16 protein-coding genes and 1 tRNA gene are annotated in these 16539 nt (G+C 73.5%); 11 read left to right on the top strand and 6 right to left on the bottom strand.

Features of this window, described 5'->3' with window-relative positions:
* Positions 1-124 precede the first annotated feature (124 nt).
* Entirely contained in the window at positions 125-571 is a 447-nt protein-coding gene (locus ACQP12_RS25710) for an SRPBCC family protein (protein ID WP_091319671.1), read from the top strand.
* An 84-nt stretch (positions 572-655) separates the two neighbouring features.
* On the opposite strand, the gene ACQP12_RS25705 is transcribed toward ACQP12_RS25710, so the two are convergent.
* A complete protein-coding gene (locus tag ACQP12_RS25705; RefSeq protein WP_357939468.1) occupies positions 656-1183 on the bottom strand; it encodes a PadR family transcriptional regulator in 528 nt (175 codons plus the stop codon).
* 75 nt (positions 1184-1258) lie between these two features.
* Here ACQP12_RS25705 and ACQP12_RS25700 point away from each other — a divergent pair, with 75 nt between their 5' ends.
* The gene (locus ACQP12_RS25700) at positions 1259-2068 is read left to right on the top strand and encodes an alpha/beta fold hydrolase (protein WP_433282662.1); all 810 of its coding nucleotides are present in this window, start codon (positions 1259-1261) and stop codon (positions 2066-2068) included.
* A 66-nt stretch (positions 2069-2134) separates the two neighbouring features.
* On the opposite strand, the gene aceE is transcribed toward ACQP12_RS25700, so the two are convergent.
* Positions 2135-4879, bottom strand: coding sequence for a pyruvate dehydrogenase (acetyl-transferring), homodimeric type (gene aceE / locus ACQP12_RS25695; RefSeq protein WP_433282660.1), 2745 nt, complete (start codon positions 4877-4879; stop codon positions 2135-2137).
* A gap of 202 nt (positions 4880-5081) precedes the next feature.
* On the opposite strand from aceE, the gene ACQP12_RS25690 reads away from it, so the two are divergent.
* Positions 5082-5486 carry a secondary thiamine-phosphate synthase enzyme YjbQ gene (locus tag ACQP12_RS25690; protein ID WP_357939474.1) on the top strand — a complete coding sequence of 135 codons (405 nt, stop codon included), beginning with the start codon at positions 5082-5084 and terminating at the stop codon, positions 5484-5486.
* A gap of 18 nt (positions 5487-5504) precedes the next feature.
* Here the strand turns inward: ACQP12_RS25690 and ACQP12_RS25685 are convergent, their stop codons facing one another.
* Positions 5505-6272 (bottom strand): helix-turn-helix domain-containing protein, encoded by a 768-nt coding sequence (locus ACQP12_RS25685; protein ID WP_433282658.1) that lies wholly within the window; start codon positions 6270-6272, stop codon positions 5505-5507.
* Positions 6273-6360: 88 nt separating this feature from the next.
* On the opposite strand from ACQP12_RS25685, the gene ACQP12_RS25680 reads away from it, so the two are divergent.
* From ACQP12_RS25680 to ACQP12_RS25645, 8 genes are all read left to right on the top strand, one after another.
* A complete protein-coding gene (locus tag ACQP12_RS25680; RefSeq protein ID WP_433282656.1) occupies positions 6361-7803 on the top strand; it encodes an MFS transporter in 1443 nt (480 codons plus the stop codon).
* A gap of 37 nt (positions 7804-7840) precedes the next feature.
* The gene (locus tag ACQP12_RS25675) at positions 7841-8302 is read left to right on the top strand and encodes a MarR family winged helix-turn-helix transcriptional regulator (RefSeq protein WP_433282654.1); all 462 of its coding nucleotides are present in this window, start codon (positions 7841-7843) and stop codon (positions 8300-8302) included.
* Between the two features lie 51 nt (positions 8303-8353).
* On the top strand, positions 8354-11149 hold the full coding sequence (locus ACQP12_RS25670; protein WP_433282652.1) for a thiamine pyrophosphate-dependent enzyme: 2796 nt from the start codon (positions 8354-8356) through the stop codon (positions 11147-11149).
* Positions 11150-11260: 111 nt separating this feature from the next.
* The gene (locus ACQP12_RS25665; RefSeq protein WP_148794571.1) at positions 11261-11698 is read left to right on the top strand and encodes a DUF3052 domain-containing protein; all 438 of its coding nucleotides are present in this window, start codon (positions 11261-11263) and stop codon (positions 11696-11698) included.
* A gap of 78 nt (positions 11699-11776) precedes the next feature.
* Positions 11777-12244 (top strand): peroxiredoxin, encoded by a 468-nt coding sequence (locus ACQP12_RS25660; protein WP_433282649.1) that lies wholly within the window; start codon positions 11777-11779, stop codon positions 12242-12244.
* A gap of 79 nt (positions 12245-12323) precedes the next feature.
* Positions 12324-12398 (top strand) — tRNA-Val (locus tag ACQP12_RS25655).
* A gap of 101 nt (positions 12399-12499) precedes the next feature.
* Positions 12500-12880: a hypothetical protein gene (locus ACQP12_RS25650; protein ID WP_433282647.1), complete on the top strand. Its 381-nt coding sequence runs from the start codon at positions 12500-12502 to the stop codon at positions 12878-12880.
* A gap of 201 nt (positions 12881-13081) precedes the next feature.
* Positions 13082-13852, top strand: a complete 771-nt coding sequence (locus ACQP12_RS25645) for a class I SAM-dependent methyltransferase (RefSeq protein ID WP_433282646.1) — start codon at positions 13082-13084, stop codon at positions 13850-13852.
* A gap of 23 nt (positions 13853-13875) precedes the next feature.
* On the opposite strand, the gene ACQP12_RS25640 is transcribed toward ACQP12_RS25645, so the two are convergent.
* From ACQP12_RS25640 to ACQP12_RS25630, 3 genes are read right to left on the bottom strand one after another with little or no spacing between them, the layout of a single operon-like run.
* Positions 13876-14667: an SDR family oxidoreductase gene (locus ACQP12_RS25640; protein WP_433282644.1), complete on the bottom strand. Its 792-nt coding sequence runs from the start codon at positions 14665-14667 to the stop codon at positions 13876-13878.
* Positions 14664-15341, bottom strand: coding sequence for a DNA alkylation repair protein (locus tag ACQP12_RS25635; protein WP_433282642.1), 678 nt, complete (start codon positions 15339-15341; stop codon positions 14664-14666). Before ACQP12_RS25635 ends, ACQP12_RS25640 begins: the two co-directional genes overlap by 4 nt.
* 47 nt (positions 15342-15388) lie before the next feature.
* Positions 15389-16537 carry a low temperature requirement protein A gene (locus ACQP12_RS25630; protein WP_433282640.1) on the bottom strand — a complete coding sequence of 383 codons (1149 nt, stop codon included), beginning with the start codon at positions 16535-16537 and terminating at the stop codon, positions 15389-15391.
* Positions 16538-16539: the final 2 nt, after the last annotated feature.

Raw genomic sequence — 16539 nt, 5'->3', positions numbered from 1 at the left:
GGCCCGCAAAGGCTGTCAGGGCAAGGGCTTTCGGCGTGTCTTTTCCGAACCCGTCCGCTTAAGTCCGATTTACACATAGAGTGCCGAATATCGCGGATGTGTTTTAAGTGGGGGAAAGATAGACATGATCCTCGTGGAGCGCAGTGCGCACGTGGTGGCGCCGGTGGAAGCGGTCTGGGACGTCGTGCAGCGGGCCGAGCAGTTGCCGGCCTGGCTGGCGGGGGTCCGCGCGGCCGAGGTCCTGTCGGGGGAGGGGTTCGGTCGGCGACAACTGGTCCAGGCCGGGCGCGGCGCCGCGCACGAGGCCGAGGTGATCGCCTACCAGGAGCCGACCCTGATCGGGTGGCGCGAACGGGCCAGGGGCGCCGGCGCCCGGGCCGAGGCGCGCACCGAGATCTACGTACAGCTCACCCCCGACGAGGAGGAGGGCGGGACGGTCGTGCGGCTCATCGTCGTGCGGTGGCCCGCCGGGCCGGTCAAGGCCGCCCTGCTCCGGCTCGGCCTGCGCAGGGTGGGCGCCGATCTGGAGGACTCGCTGGCCCGGCTGACCGACCTGGCCGCCGTCGGCTGACCGAGCTTGTCCCGGCGTCGCCCGCGATGGTGATGGTCCGGCGTCCCCGCCAGGGACGCCGGACCATTGTCACGTCTCGCGCGCTCAGTTCGCCCGTAGCTCCGCGATCGTGGCCCGGAGCCAGGTCCGCTCGGCCCGGCTGATCTCCCGGGCCATCACCAGCATCCCGCGCCGGAAGGGGTCGGTCTGCTCCGCGGCCCGTTGCGGCCGGTCGCCGGTGGCGAAGAAGCTGGCCGGCTCGTCGAGGAAGGCCAACCGCCGTTCGAGCACCGTGGCCTGCGCCGCCCGGTCGCCGAGCTGGCCGAGGAAGGCCAGCAGCGTGAAGAACCGGTTCTGGTCCGTGACATCCAGCTCGGCCGGCTCACGCAGTCGCCGACGCAGCTCCGCCCGTCCGGCGTCGGTGAGCGACAGGGTGTGCCGGGGCGCCGCCGCGGCGCCCGGCTCGCGTTCCCGGCTGACCAGCCCGGCCCGCTCCAGCCGGTTGATGGCCGGGTAGAGGCTGCCGTCGCTGACCGGCCGGGCGTAGCCGGCGAGCCGCGCGATCCGGCCCTTCAGCTCGTAGCCGTGCAGCGGCCCTTCGCCCAGGAATCCCAGGATCGACAACTCCAACACCCTTCGCATTCTGCCTTGCCCGCCGCGACGGTGCCTCGATACGGTGTACCTCGATTCGAGGTATGGAGAGGGCGCATGCGCATCGAGGGACACGCCGGGACCGGGCTCAACGTGGTCGACTTCGGGGGCGACGGGCCGGGGATCCTGCTGCTGCACGGTCTCACCGGCCGTGCGGCGAATTGGACGGCCACCGCCCGCTGGCTCACCCGCTACGGCCGGGTCGTCGGCTACGACGCGCGCGGGCACGGCCACAGCGACAAGCCCGACGGCCCGTACGACCGCCCGGCGTACGTCGGTGACGCGGTCGCCGTGATCGACGCGCTCGACCTGGCGCCGGCGCTGGTGGTCGGCCACTCGATGGGCGGGCTCACCGCCTGGCAGCTCGCCGGCGCCCGGCCGGATCTGGTCCGGGGCGTGGTGATCGCCGACCTGAACCCGGTGACCCCGCCCGACCTGGTCGACCGGTGGCGGCGCTGGCTGGCCGGGTGGCCGGTGCCCTTCCCGACCCTGGCGGACGTGCGGGACTTCTTCGGGGCCGAGCGGCGGACCGAGGGTGAGTCCTTCGTGGAGGTGATGGCCGGCGCCCCGGACGGGTGGCGTCCGCTCGCCCGTCCCGAGCACCTGCTCGCCTCCCTGGCGCACTGGGCGGACCGCGACCACCGGCCCGAGCTCGCCGCCGTGCGATGCCCCGCGCTGGTGGTCGCCGGGGCGCAGAGCGACCAGCCGGTCGACCGGCAGCGGGAGATGGCGGCGCTGCTGCCCGACGGGCGCTTCGCGCTGGTCCCCGACGCCGGGCACGTCCTGCACTACGACAACCCCGCCGGCTGGCGCGCCGCCGTCGAGCCCTTCGTCGCCGCCCTGAGCCCGGCCCGCGCGCCGGCGTGAGTCACCGGCAGAAGACGGCGAAGGGGCCCGGCGCTTCGCGCGCCGGGCCCCTGTCGTACCGATGGGTCAGCTGTCGCCGCCGGTCTCCCCGACCGGGGCGGCGGTGACGTCGTCCAGCGCGTACTTCTTGGCGGCCTCGGCCGGCACGTGGGCCGGCACGGCGCCGCGCAGCGCGAGCTGGCGCAGCGTCGCCACGGCCACCGACTCGGCGTCCACGTGGAAGTGGCGTCGCAGCGCGTGCCGCGTGTCCGACATGCCGAAGCCGTCCGTGCCGAGCGAGGTGTAGTCACCCGGTACCCAGCGGGCGATCAGGTCCGGCACCGCGCGCATCCAGTCGCTCACCGCGACCTTCGGCCCGTCGGCGTCGGCCAGCTTCCGCTGGATGTACGGCACCCGCTGCTCGCCACCCGGGTTGAGCAGGTTGTGCTCCTCGCACTCCACCGCGTCCCGGCGCAGCTCGGTCCAGGACGTCACCGACCAGACATCGGCGGCCACGCCCCAGTCCTCGGCGAGCAGCTTCTGCGCCTTGAGCGCCCACTGCATGCCCGTGCCGGAGGCCAGGACGTTGGCCTTCGGCGCGTCCCCGTCGACCTGCGGGGCCGGCGAGTAGCGGTAGATGCCCTTGACGATGCCCTCGACGTCCACGCCCTCCGGCTCGGCCGGCTGGAAGATCGGCTCGTTGTAGACGGTGAGGTAGTAGAAGATGTTCTCCTGCGCCTCGCCGTACATGCGGTGCAGGCCGCTCTCCATGATGTGCGAGATCTCGAAGGCGAAGGCCGGGTCGTAGGCGGCCACCGCCGGGTTGGTGGCGGCGAGCAGCAGCGAGTGGCCGTCCTCGTGCTGCAGGCCCTCACCGTTGAGCGTGGTCCGGCCGGCGGTCGCGCCCAGCAGGAAGCCCCGCGCCATCTGGTCGGCCGCGGCCCAGAGCCCGTCGCCGGTCCGCTGGAACCCGAACATCGAATAGAAGATGTAGAGCGGGATCATCGGCTCGTCGTGGGTGGCGTACGAGGTGCCGGCCGCCGTGAACGAGGCGACCGAGCCGGCCTCGTTGATCCCCTCGTGCAGGATCTGGCCGGTGGTGGCCTCCTTGTACGACAGGAACAGCTCCCGGTCCACCGAGGTGTACCGCTGCCCGTGCGGCGAGTAGATCTTCGCCGTCGGAAAGAGCGAGTCCATGCCGAAGGTGCGGGCCTCGTCCGGGATGATCGGCACCCAGCGCTTGCCGAACTCCTTGTCCTTCATGAGGTCCTTGAGCAGCCGGACGAAGGCCATGGTGGTGGCGACCTTCTGCTTGCCCGAGCCGCGCTTGACGTCGGAGAAGCGCTCGGTGCCCGGGATCTGCAGCGTCTTGCCGGTGGTCCGACGGGTCGGCAGGTAGCCGCCGAGCTGCTTGCGCCGCTCGTGCAGGTACTCCATCTCGTCGGACTTCTCGCCCGGGTGGAAGTACGGCGGGAGGTACGGGTTGTCCTCCAGCTGCTTGTCCGGGATGTCGAGGTAGAGCCGGTCGCGGAAGAGCTTGAGATCCTCCAGCGTCAGCTTCTTCATCTGGTGGGTCGCGTTGCGGGCCTCGAAGTGCGAGCCCAGCGTCCAGCCCTTGATGGTCTTGGCCAGGATCACCGTCGGCTGGCCGGTGTGCTCCATGGCCGCCTTGTAGGCCGCGTAGAGCTTCCGGTAGTCGTGGCCACCCCGCTTGAGGTTCCAGATCTCGTCGTCGCTGAGGTGCTCGACCATCTTGCGGGTCCGCGGGTCGCGGCCGAAGAAGTGCTCCCGTACGTACGCCCCGGACTCCGCCTTGTAGGTCTGGTAGTCACCGTCGGGCGTGGTGTTCATGAGGTTGACCAGCGCGCCGTCGGTGTCCGCGGCGAGCAGCGGGTCCCACTCCCGGCCCCAGACGACCTTGATGACGTTCCAGCCGGCGCCCCGGAAGAACGCCTCCAGCTCCTGCATGACCTTGCCGTTGCCGCGGACCGGGCCGTCCAGCCGCTGCAGGTTGCAGTTGATCACGAAGGTGAGGTTGTCCAGCTCCTCGCGGGCGGCCACGCCGATCGCGCCGAGCGACTCGACCTCGTCCATCTCGCCGTCGCCGAGGAACGCCCAGACGTGCTGCTGGGAGGTGTCCTTGATGCCGCGGTGCTGCAGGTAGCGGTTGAACCGCGCCTGGTAGATCGCGTTCATCGGGCCCAGGCCCATCGACACCGTGGGGAACTCCCAGAAGTCCGGCATCAGCCGCGGGTGCGGGTACGACGGCAGCGCGCCACCCGGGTGCGACAGCTCCTGCCGGAAGCCGTCGAGCTGGTCGGCGCTGAGCCGGCCCTCCAGGAAGGCCCGCGCGTACATGCCGGGGGAGGCGTGGCCCTGGTAGAAGATGTGGTCGCCGCCGCCCGGGTGGTCCTTGCCCCGGAAGAAGTGGTTGAAGCCCACCTCGTAGAGGGACGCGGAGCTGGCGAAGGTGGAGATGTGGCCGCCCACGCCGATCTCCGGCCGCTGCGCCCGGTGCACCAGCATGGCGGCGTTCCACCGGATGTAGGCCCGGAGCCGCCGCTCGACGTGCTCGTCACCCGGGAACCACGGTTCGCGCTCCGGCGGGATGGTGTTGATGTAGTCGGTGGTGGTCAGGGAGGGCACCCCGACCTGGCGCTCGCGGGCCCGCTCCAGCAGGCTCAGCATGACGTACCGGGCGCGCTTGGTTCCGCGCTCGTCGATGACACCGTCAAGCGACTCGACCCATTCGCTGGTCTCTTCAGGGTCGATGTCCGGAAGCTGGCTCGGCAGACCAGCGGTGATCACCGGGCGCTTGCGTTCCGTAGCCACAGGCGTTCCCTCGGTTCTGTGTGGGATAGGTCTCTAGCGCCATCCTGCCCCCTGGTGGCGCTTGTCGTCACGTCTCCCTCCCCCAGACGCGACGCTGAACACAGGTACTCGCCGGTAACTTTGTGCGATCGCCGGCGGTGCCGATCCGGGCCGGAGGCGCGGGCGGCGGCGGCCGCCGTCCGGCTGCGGCAGAATGCGAGGTATGCGCAGTGAGGTGATCACCGTCCAGACCGGGTCCCGCCCGACCGTCCGGGACATCACGAGCGAGGCCGAGCGGTTCGTCGCCGGCCAGGGGGACGGCCTGCTGCACGTCTTCGTGCCGCACGCCACCGCCGGCCTGGCGATCATCGAGACCGGCGCCGGCTCGGACGACGACCTGCTGCGCGCGCTCGACGACCTGCTCCCCTCCGACGACCGCTGGCAGCACCAGCACGGCTCGCCCGGGCACGGCCGGGACCACGTGCTGCCCGCCTTCGTCCCCCCGTACGCCACCCTGCCGGTGCTCGGCGGGCGGCTCAAGCTCGGCACCTGGCAGTCGATCTGCCTGGTCGACACCAACGGCGACAACCCCGACCGGCAGGTCCGCTTCTCCTTCCTGCCCGGCTGACCCTCCGCGAAGCCGGGGTCAGCCCAGCAGCCGGCGCAGCCGGCCGGGGGTGTGACCCAGCTGGGCGCGGACCGTGCGGGTCAGGTGGGCCTGGTCGGCGAAGCCCAGCTCGACGGCGAGCCCGGCGAGGCTCTCCGCACCCTCCTCCAGCCGGTCGAGGAGGCGCCCGACCCGCAGCCGGTTGCGGTAGCGGGTCAGCGGCACCCCGACCCGGGCCTGGAACTCGCGGCTGAGCCGGTAGGGCGAGACCCCGAGCGCCCGCGCCAGCGGCAGCAGCCCGGCGGCCTCGGGCGCGCCGTCGTGCAGGGCGGCGCGGGCCCGCTCGACGAGCCGCCCGTCCCGCCCGCTCCCGCCCGCCGGCCCGGTGGCCGCGCCGAGCAGCCGGACCAGCCGCTCGGCCGCCGCGTGGTCGGGGTCGGTCACGGACCGCAGCAGCAGCCGGTGGGCCAGGTCCACCCGCGCGTCGACGTGCACCACGGCCGGCGCCGGCCGGTCCGCGAACAGCTCCCGCCACAGCCGCTCGGACAGGTGTACCGAGGTGCAGTCGTCCCCGCCCGCCGGGTGGGCGAAGCGTTCCTCCTCACCCGGCACGGTCAGGTAGGCGACCGTCGGCTCGACGAACTCGGCGCCGCCGCGCCCGGCCCGGCGGAAGCCGCCCCGCCGGGTCAGCACGAGGCCGTACGCGGAGGCCGGCTCGGGCGCCGACCAGCCGGTGTGGTCGTCCCGGCACCGCACCACACCGATCCGGAAGTCCGGATGCGCCAGCAACAGGGTGGCGGTACGCATGCCGGTCAGCGTAGGCCGACTGGCCGACACGGCCGCCCCGCAAGGATCGACAAGACCGCCGCCCGCGGGGGCGGGCAGGGTGGCGGCCGTGACCGAGTCGACCCACCGGACCGCCGCCCTGCTCACCGTCCTGCTCACCGGGCAGGCGATGGCCTCCATGGACACCTCGATCGCGGCGGTGGCCGCGCCCGCGATCCGGGCCGACCTGGCCGGACCGCCGGCCGTGCAGCAGCTCGTGCTGGCCGGCTACACCCTCACCTTCGCCGTGCTGGTGGTGGCCGGGGCCCGGCTCGGCGCCCGGCACGGGTACCCGCGGGTCTTCCTGCTCGGCCTGGCCGGGTTCACCCTCGCCTCGCTGGCGTGCGGCCTCGCCCCGGGACCGGCCGCGCTGGTGCTGGCCCGGGTGGCGCAGGGCGCCGCCGGCGCGCTCATGGTCCCGCAGGTGCTGTCGCTGATCCAGGCGGCGGTCCCAGCCACGGCCCGGGCGCGGGCGATCGGGGCGTACTCGATGGTGCTGGCCCTCGGCGTGGCCGCCGGGCAGGTCGCCGGCGGGCTGCTGGTGACCGTCGACCTGGGCGGCCTGACCTGGCGGGCCGCGTTCCTGGTGAACGTGCCGGTCGGTGTGGTGCTCCAGCTCGTCGGGCGGCGGGTGTTCGCCGGCCTGCCGGCCGACCCGCCCCGGCGCGAGCCGCTGGACCTGCCGGGCGTGCTGCTCCTCGCCGCCGCGATGCTCACCCTGGTGCTGCCGCTCGTGCTCGGCGGGGACCTGGGCTGGCCCGGATGGGTCCGGGCCGCCGCGGTCGCCGCCGGCGCCGCCGGGCTGCGGCTCTTCCTCGGGTACGAGGTCCGGCGCGCCCGTCGCGACGCGGCGCCGCTGCTGGACGTGACGGTGCTGCGCCACCCCGGTGTGCCGGCCGGGCTGCTCGCCTGCTGCGCGGTGATGGGCTGCTACGCGGGTTTCCTGTTCGTGCTCACCCTGCGGCTCCAGGACGGGCTGGGCTTCACGGCCCTGGCGGCGGGGCTGGCCTTCGTCCCGTACGCCGCGGGTTTCGCCCTGTGCGGCCTGGCGGTGGCGCGGCTGCCGGAGCGGATCCGGGCGGTGCTGCCCGTCGCCGGCCCGCCGGTGCTCGCGGCGGTGGTGGTGGCGGTGGCCGGTCTCTCCGCCACGGGCTGGCCGTGGCCGGCGGCGAGCGCGCTGCTGGTGGCCGGCGGGGCGGCGCACGCGGCCGCGTTCAGCCCGCTCGTCACCCGGCTCACCGGCGTCGTGCCGGCGGGCGCGGCCGCGGCGCTCTCCGCGGTCGTCTCCACCGGCACGCTGCTCGCGGCCGTGCTCGGGGTGACGCTGGTCGGTGGCCTGCACCTCGCCCTCGCCGCGACCGGCCGGCACGGCCCGGCGCTCGCCCTGCCCCCGGCGCTCCTGACCGCCGTGCTGCTGCTGGCCGGCGCCGTCGCCGCCCGGCGGGCCACCCGGCCGGCGCCGGACCGGCGGCCGGTCCCGGGCGGCCCGGAGGTCGTCGGCTCGCGGCCGTGACGCGGGCCGCCTGACCTGCGCACGTACGATGTGGGACATGGCGCAGTCCACCGTCCCCGACCGCTCCGGCCTGGCCGGGGACGCGGTGCGCCGGATCATGCACATCGCCTCGGCCATGCGGCACTACCAGGACGAGGAGATCGCCGCGCTGGGGCTCACCCCGGCCGTCGCCCGCGCCCTGCACGAGCTGGACCCCGACCACCCGCTGCCCGCCCGCGACCTCGCCGAGCAGTTGCGCTGCGACCGCTCCAACGTCACCGCGCTGGTCGACAAGCTGGAGCAGGCGGGGCTGGTGGAGCGGCGGGTCGACCCGGCCGACCGGCGGCAGAAGACGCTGGTGGTGACCACGGAGGGCCGGCGGGTCCGGGACCGGGTCCGGCTCGTGATGTCCGACTCCCGACTCCTCGGCGGGCTCACCACCGACGAGCTGGCCACCCTGCGTGAGCTGGTCTGGAAGGTCTCCGACGGCGGCTGCCCGGAGCAGTGCGGGGAGGCCTGACCGCGGCCGGGCGGAACGTGTCCGACTGGGCGAGGTGCCCTCCGGTCGGTAATGCTGTCCGACGTGACCACCCCGCAAGATCTCGACGACCGGTTCCGGGCGGCCCTCACCGCGCTCGGCGCCCCCGCCCAGCGGCGTGACCTGGGTGAACCGCTGCCCGGCGACGCGTCGCTGACCGGGGCGCAGGCGCTGGCCCTGTTCGACGCCCAGCTGACCAGCCGGCTGCTCGACCTGGCCGGGCGGTGGCTGCGCAGCTTCGGCGAGGGGTACTACACGATCGGTTCCGCCGGCCACGAAGGCAACGCGGCCGTGGCCGCCGCGCTGCGGCCAACCGACCCCGCCCTGCTCCACTACCGCTCCGGGGCGTTCTACTGCCTGCGTGCCGCCCAGGCGGCGGGCGGCTTCCCGGCCGGCGCGCCGGTGCCGACCGGGGAAGCCTCGGCCGCTCGGATTCCGGACCCGCGTACCCCCGCCGCCGGCGAGGTGGACGCGGACCCCGACCGGCCGGACGGATCGCCGGAGTCCGGAGAGCTGGCCGGTGACCCGGCCCCTGCCCCGGCGGCGCTGCCGCTGGACGGCCCCGCGGCGCCCGACGGCGCTGGAGCATCCGACGGCTCTGGGGCCTCCGACGGCGCAGCGGCGTCCGACGGCGCTGGGGCGCTCGACGGCGGTGGGGCCTCCGACGGCACAGCGGCGACCGACGGCGCTGGGGCGCCCACCAGCCCGGCCGCGCCCACGAGCCCGGCCGCGCCCACCAGCCCGGCCGCGCCCGCCGGCCCTGCGGCGCCGCAGGCCGGTGACGGGGCCGGGGCGGCGAGCCTGCCGTCCGGGGCGGGGGTGGCCGTGGACACGGTCGGCGCCGCAACGGTCGGCGTACCCGACCTGCCCCTGCCCGACCCCGACGACGCCTACGCGGAGGCGGCCCGCGACGTGCTGCGCGGGATGGTCGCCTCCGCCGCGGAGCCGATCGCCGGGGGCCGGCACAAGGTCTTCGGCCGGGCCGACCTGGCGGTCATCCCGACCACCTCCACCATCGCCTCGCACCTGCCCCGGGCCGTCGGCCTGGGCCTGGCCCTGGAACGGCTGCGCCGCGGCGGCCGGCGGGCCGACGGGGACTCCGGCGCCGCGCCCTGGCCCCCGGACGCCATCGTGGTCTGCTCGTTCGGCGACGCCTCGGTCAACCACGCCACCGCGACGGCGGCGTTCAACACCGCCGGCTGGTACGACCACACCGGGCTGCGCATCCCCGTCCTGTTCGTCTGCGAGGACAACGGGCTCGGCATCAGCGTGCGCTCGCCGCGGGGATGGGTGGCCGAGACCCTGCGGGCCAGGCCGGGGATCCGCTACTTCGCCGCCGACGGCACCGACGTGGCCGAGGCGTACCGGGTGGCGGCGGAGGCGGCGGCCTGGGTGCGCCGGCACCGGCGGCCGGCCGTGCTGCACCTGGCCACCGTGCGGCTCATGGGGCACGCCGGGGCGGACGCGGAGACCGCGTACCGGAGCCCGGCGGAGATCGCCGCGGATGTGGCGCGGGACCCGCTGCTGGCGACCGCCCGGCGGCTGGTCGAGGCCGGTTACGCCACCGGCGAGGAGCTGCTGGCCCGGTACGACGAGCGCGGCTGGCAGGTCCGCCGCCTCGCCGAGGAGGTGCTGGACGAGCCGAAGCTCGCCTCCCCGGTCGACGTGGTGGCCGAGCTGGCCCCGCGCCGGCCGGTCCGCATCTCCCGGGCGGTCGCCGACGCGGCGGCCCGGGCGGCCGGCCCGGACTCCGGCGCCCGGGCCGAGGCGTTCGGCGGCAGGCTGCCGGAGCTGGCCGGGCCGCTCACGCTGGCGCAGAGCATCAACGCGGCCCTGGCCGACGGGATGCTCGACCACCCCGGGATGGCCGTCTTCGGCGAGGACGTGGCCGCCAAGGGCGGGGTATACGGGGTGACCAAGGGGCTGCGGGACAGGTTCGGGGCGGCGCGGGTGTTCGACACCCTGCTCGACGAGACCTCGATCCTCGGGCTCGCGCTGGGCGCGGGGGTGGCCGGGATGCTGCCGGTGCCGGAGATCCAGTACCTGGCGTACCTGCACAACGCCGAAGACCAGCTGCGCGGCGAGGCGGCGACCATGCGGTTCTTCTCCCGCGGGGCGTTCCGCAACCCGGCGGTGGTGCGGGTGGCCGGGCTGGCGTACCAGGAGGGGTTCGGTGGGCACTTCCACAACGACAACTCGGTGGCCGTGCTCCGCGACGTGCCGGGGCTGGTCATCGCGGTGCCGGCCCGCCCGGACGACGCCGCGCCGATGCTGCGCACCTGCCTGGCCGCCGCCGCGGTGGACGGCGCCGTGAGCGTCTTCCTGGAGCCGATCGCGCTCTACCACACCCGCGACCTCTACACCGAGGGCGACGGTGAGTGGCTGGCGGAGTACGCCGAGCCCGGCGCCTGGGCCGCCCGCCACGTGCCGATCGGCCGTGCCCGGGTGTACGGGGTCGGCTCGGCCGAGGATCTCACCATCATCACTTTCGGTAACGGTGTCCGGATGTCGCTGCGCGCGGCCGCCGCCCTGGCCGACGAGGGGGTCGGCAGCCGGGTGGTCGACCTGCGCTGGCTGGCCCCGCTGCCGGTGGCGGACATCATCCGGGAGGCCTCGGCCACCGGCCGGGTGCTGGTGGTGGACGAGACCCGCCGCTCGGGCGGGGTGGGCGAGGGCGTGATCGCCGCGCTGGTCGACGCCGGGTACGTGGGCACGGCGCGCCGGGTGGCCGGACTTGACTCGTTTGTACCATTAGGTCCGGCAGCGCGTCAGGTTCTGGTCTCCGAGGAAGCCATTACCGAGGGTGCCCGTACGCTGCTGGCACGGTAAATTCCGTTCCACCCGGTGCGCCACTTGCGCGGGAAGCCACAACTGTGTGGACTGGGCGCGACGGCGTCGGACGACGCCACGAGCAGGGATGAGATGAGGAGGCACGCGACAGTGAGCGCGACCGCTGGTCAGGCCGCCGACGGGGTACGCAGCCTGGCGGACCGGTTCGGGATCGAGCCGGGGATGGTCGTCATGGAGATGGGTTACGACGATGACGTCGACCAGGATCTCCGGGACGCCCTGACCGACCGCTGTGGAGATCTGGTCGACGAGGACACCGACGAGGTGGTCGACTCGGTTCTCGTCTGGTACCGCGACGGCGACGGCGACCTCTTCGAGCTCCTCGTCGACGCCCTCGGACCGCTGGCCGACAACGGCGTGGTCTGGCTCCTGACGCCCAAGGCCGGCCGGGACGGCCACGTCGAGCCGAGCGAGGTCGCGGAGAGCGCGCAGACCGCCGGCCTCCAGCAGACCTCCACCATCAACGCGGGCCGCGACTGGAGCGGCGCCCGCCTCGTGCTCCGACGCGGGTCGAAGAGCAAGAAGTAGGCCGGGCTCCGCGCCCGGCGGCCGGTGTCGCCGGGTGTGGCAGGCTGATCATCTCCAGACCCGATCCAAGGAGCTCCCATGCCCATCGAGGTTGGCGCCGAGGCGCCGGACTTCGTGCTCAAGGACCAGAACAACCAGGAGGTCCGGCTCGCCGACTTCCGCGGCCGGCGCGCCGTCCTGCTGGTCTTCTACCCGCTCGCCTTCACCGGCATCTGCCAGGGCGAGCTGTGCGAGGTGCGGGACAACCTCAACGAGTACGTCAACGACGACGTCCAGGTGCTGACGGTCAGCGTCGACTCGGTCTACGCCCACAAGATCTGGGCCGACCGGGAGGGCTACCAGTTCCCGCTGCTGGCCGACTTCTGGCCGCACGGCGCGGTCGCCCAGGCGTACGGCGTCTTCAACGACGTCGCGGGCATCGCCAACCGGGGCACCTTCGTCATCGACAAGGCCGGTGTGGTCCGGTTCGCCGAGATGAACATGCCCGGCGAGGCGCGGGACCAGCAGGGCTGGCGCAAGGCCCTCGCCGAGGCCGTCGCCGCCTGATCCCACCCGGGCACGTCGTTCGACCGGGCCGGAGGCCGGCAGGTAAGCTTGCCGCTCCGGCCCGCCGTACGGGCGTTCCGGGCGCGTAGCTCAGCGGGAGAGCACTCGCCTTACAAGCGAGGGGTCGCAGGTTCGAAACCTGCCGCGCCCACCACACACCACAAGCGAATCCGCTCCGAAAAGATCATTCCCCGGCGCGCTGCTAAAGTCCGCTGTCGCCCGGCTCCGTGTCCGCCGGGCAGGACGGAGCCTGCGATGGGAAGGGTCCCGCGAATCGCCGCGGCCCTGGCGTTCAGCTTGCTGGTGCCGATGACCACCGCGGGATGCAGCCGGTTTTTCGGGTGCGCACCCCAGCCCGCCGAGGACATCACGGAGTCGGATCTGGCAGGGGTCTACACCAGTCCTGAGGGTGGACGAATCGAGCTGGGCGAAGATGGGCGCTACAGCACCAGCAATCTTCCCGGGGCCAGCGAAGAGGGCACGTGGAGTCTCGACCTCGATTCAGGGAGCACCGAGGATCTGAGGCTTGAGGACCTTCAGCTGTGGATTTCCGGCAGCCGAGGAAAGCCCTGGCTGTACCGATTCGACGGCGACCCCGACAATTGCGACCTCATCGAGTTCCACCGGGCCCGCTGAATCACCCGCCAGGGAGATCCGCCGGCGCTAGCGCGGGCCGAAGGCCGCTTCCGCGGTCATCGTGCTGGTGGGAGCCATGGTCAGCCTCTCGCGCAACGCGGCCGTCGTCGTTCCGGGCCGAGGACGGTTCGCGGTGCAGCCTGGTCGAACACATGTCCGACGTGGCTCCAGCGGGTGGGTCGCGGCGGCTAGGGTGACCGCGTGGAGGAACGGTTGCTTCTCAGCTCGTCGTTCGGCGCGGCGGCGGCCGCGTATGCCGAGCACCGCCCGGACTACGCGCAGGCCGCGGTGCGCTGGGCACTTGAGCCCACGCCCGGCCCGCGAGTGCTCGACCTGGGCGCCGGGACCGGCAAGTTGACCGCGACGCTGCTCGCGCTGGGCGTCGAGGTGGTCGCGGTCGAACCCGATCCGGCGATGCTGACCGAGCTACGCCGTGCGCTGCCGGCCGTCCGGGCCCTGCCGGGCAGCGCCGAGGCGGTCCCGCTGCCGGACGCGTCCGTCGACGCCGTGCTGGCCGGCAACGCCCTGCACTGGTTCGACATGGCCGTGGCCGGCCCGGAGATCGCCCGGGTCCTCGCGCCCGGAGGCATCCTGGCCGGCCTGTGGAACGTCATGGACGACCGGGTCGACTGGGTGGCCGGGCTCGAACGGGTCAGCGGGAGCGCGGCGATCGGCCCGCGCGACACGCTGAGCAGTTGGCGCGCTGCGACGGCGGGCCTGTGCTCTCCGGGCAACGGCCTGGTCGCCCGGTTCGGCTCGCCGGAGCAGGCCGAGTTCCCGCACGGGCAGCGCCGGACCGCCGAGTCGCTCGTCGCGACACTTGCGACCCGCGCGGGGGTGCTGGTCATGCCGGAACCGGACCGGGAGGCCAGGCTCGACCGGATCCGCGCCTTCCTCGGGAGCCGCCCCGAAACCGCCGACGGCGAGTTCACCCTGCCGATGCTGACGGGCGTGCTGCGCGTCCGGCGGTGACGCCGCCGAGAGCGCAGCGTTGGTCAGGCGAAGCCGCCGTCGCTGTGCAGGAGCTGACCGTTGATCCAGCCCCCGTTGGTTGAGCACAGGAACGCGACGAGGTTCGCGCAGTCCTGCGGGAGCCCGAGGCGTCCGAGTGGCGTGGACCGGAGGACGGCATCCTTGACCTCTGCCGTCATCCAGCCGGTGTCGGTGGGGCCCGGATTGACGGCGTTGGCCGTCACGCCGAGGTGGGCCAGTTCCCGGGCGGCGGCCAGGGTGATCCGGTCGAGAGCGCCTTTGCTGGCTCCGTAGGGGAGGTTCCCGGCGGTGTGGTCGCTGGTCAGGCTGATGATGCGTCCGGTGCCGTGAGCCCCCTGGAACCGTTGGGCGTACTCGCGGATGAGGAGCCAGCTCGCCCGGGCGTTGACCGCGAAGTGACGGTCGAAGCTCTCGACGGTGGTGTCGAGCAGGCCCGAGTCGACACTCTCGCAGTGGGCGAGGACGAGCGCGGTGACCGGGCCCAGCTCCCGCTCCACGGTCTCCAACACCGCAGCGGCGGCGTCAGGATCACTGAGGTCCGCCTCGGTGGCGGCAGTCGCCGCCCCGTGCTCGCCGGCCCGGTCGCGGAGTTGCCTCACGGCCTCGGGATCGGCGCCCCAGGGCATCCGCTCGTCGTACGGGGTCCAGTAGGTGAACCCGACATCCCAGCCGGTCTGCGCCAGCTTCACCACCACCGACGCGGCGATGCCCGCGCTGCGGCCGGCACCGGTCACCAGGGCGACGGGCCGCTGCTGTCGATCCCTGCCGGCCATGAACGCCCTCCGTCTGGTCACGCCTGCTCGTCGTGCTGTCGGCGCACCATCTCGGCGATCCAGACGGGCGCGAACGGCGACGTGCAGCCCGGGGGAGTCGGGTAGTCCTTGAGCACCTCCAGGCGCTCGCCGATGCCGATCGCACGGGCCCGGAGCGCGGCATCCTCGATCCCGATCTGCGCCAGGCAGTGGTTCATCGCCCACTGGAGGCGATCCGGGGCGTCCTTCATCTCCGCCTCGATGACGTCGAGCAGCCCGGCGAGGTCGAGGCCCTCGGGCTTCTTCGCCACCCGTTCCGTGGTCAGCGCCCAGCCGGCGCTCGCGACCACGGGATCCGGGTCGGCGAACCAGGCCACGCGCAGCTCGTCCGCGTGCGGGTTCTTCTTCACCACGTAGTTCACGAGCCAGTCGTGCACCTTGGGGGTGCGCGCCTCGCGCAGCATGACGTCCAGCTCGTCACGCGCGAACGCCCTGGGGCGGCAGATCAGGATCGCCAGCAGTCTCGCCGCGCTGTCACCCGTCTCCCAGAGCTGGAGCGCGAGGTCCTGCTGCGTCTTCAGCCGCTTCGCGAGCGCGCGCAGCCTGCCGAGGTTCACACCGTGGTCGTCACCGTGCCGCTCGTTCACCGCGCGTGCCTTGGGGTCCTCCAGCTCGGCCAGCTCGGCCATGACCCCGGCCACCGTCGTCTCGGCCACCTCAGCCTCCCGCCCGTCAGGTGCGAGATGCAGCCTACGACGGACCACTAGCCGGGAGGTGAGGGTGACTCGACCGGGCCGCGGTTCGCGCGGACCGTGTCGGCGACGGCGACCCCGACGAGCACCGCGGCCGCGGCGACGGCGGCCACCAGCGGCGGCGCCAGGAGCATCGGGGGTACGAGCGCGCCCAGCACCAGGATGCCGATCGGCCGGTCCCGGGACACCCGGGCGAAGACGGCGTACTCGAAGGCGGCGCGACCGGCCAGGAACAGCGCGGGTCCGCCGAGGATGACGGCGACCCAGGAGGGTCGCGTGTGGCCGAGTGGATGGGTGATGGCGAGTTCGTCGCCCACCGCGGTGGCGACGATGCCCGCGAGCATCATCAGATGGGCGATCGCCGCCAACCGGGCGAGGGGATCCGGCCGGCGGGCCGCCGAGATGGCGGCGGGCAGGAGTTCCCCGGCCCGGTGCACGTAGATCCGCCAGAACATCACCGTGGCGACGAACGACACCACGAACGCCGACGTCCGGTCGGCGGCGAAGCCGCTCGCACTCAGGGTCAACGTGCCGACCAGGATCAACTCGCCGAGCGCGATGATGAAGAGCTGCCGGTACCGCTCCGCCAGGTGCTCGGCCACGATCGGGTACTCCGCTTCGGGCGAGCGCCCCAGCCGCGGGGTCGGGAAGCGCAGGACGCCGCCCGCGAAGTCCACCGCCACCGCCAGCGTCCACAGGACGACGCGGGCCGACACCGGCGCCAGCGCCCCGGCGATCCAGGGCACCGCCGACACGCCGAACCAGGTCAGCACCCGCATGCTTCGGCGCTGCAGATCCTGGCCGCGCAGGGCGAGGACCAGGAAGAGTTGACGGCCGACATGGATGGCGACGTACGCGCCCGCGAAGGCCAGGCCGCGCTCGCCGAACGCGTCCGGGAGCGCCACGACCATCACCAGGCTGCCGAGCATGGTCCCGGTGACCACCAGCTGCACCGACATCTGTTGCGGGTCGTACAGGTTGGTGGTCCAGGCGGTGATGCTCCAGACCCACCATGTGGCCAACAACAGCACCAGCGTCCGGAAGGCGCCCGACCAGGTGAGGTCCTGCATCAGCTCGTGCGAGAGCTGGATGAGCACGACGACGAACACCAGGTCGAAGAACAGCTCCAGGAAGTTGGCCCGGTGCGGTCCCTCGGGCATGC

It is taken from the genome of Micromonospora sp. CA-244673 (assembly GCF_050948395.1).
GTDB lineage: Bacteria > Actinomycetota > Actinomycetes > Mycobacteriales > Micromonosporaceae > Micromonospora.
This window is presented reverse-complemented; position numbering and strand designations above follow the sequence as displayed.

Coding starts and splice junctions, on each gene's coding strand:
- ACQP12_RS25670 (WP_433282652.1), top strand. CDS start 8,354: ATGCTGTCCGACGTGACCACCCCGCAAGATCTCGACGACCGGTTCCGG.
- ACQP12_RS25700 (WP_433282662.1), top strand. CDS start 1,259: ATGCGCATCGAGGGACACGCCGGGACCGGGCTCAACGTGGTCGACTTC.
- ACQP12_RS25685 (WP_433282658.1), bottom strand. CDS start 6,272: ATGCGTACCGCCACCCTGTTGCTGGCGCATCCGGACTTCCGGATCGGT.
- ACQP12_RS25710 (WP_091319671.1), top strand. CDS start 125: ATGATCCTCGTGGAGCGCAGTGCGCACGTGGTGGCGCCGGTGGAAGCG.
- ACQP12_RS25630 (WP_433282640.1), bottom strand. CDS start 16,537: ATGCCCGAGGGACCGCACCGGGCCAACTTCCTGGAGCTGTTCTTCGAC.
- ACQP12_RS25660 (WP_433282649.1), top strand. CDS start 11,777: ATGCCCATCGAGGTTGGCGCCGAGGCGCCGGACTTCGTGCTCAAGGAC.
- ACQP12_RS25650 (WP_433282647.1), top strand. CDS start 12,500: ATGGGAAGGGTCCCGCGAATCGCCGCGGCCCTGGCGTTCAGCTTGCTG.
- ACQP12_RS25675 (WP_433282654.1), top strand. CDS start 7,841: ATGGCGCAGTCCACCGTCCCCGACCGCTCCGGCCTGGCCGGGGACGCG.
- ACQP12_RS25690 (WP_357939474.1), top strand. CDS start 5,082: ATGCGCAGTGAGGTGATCACCGTCCAGACCGGGTCCCGCCCGACCGTC.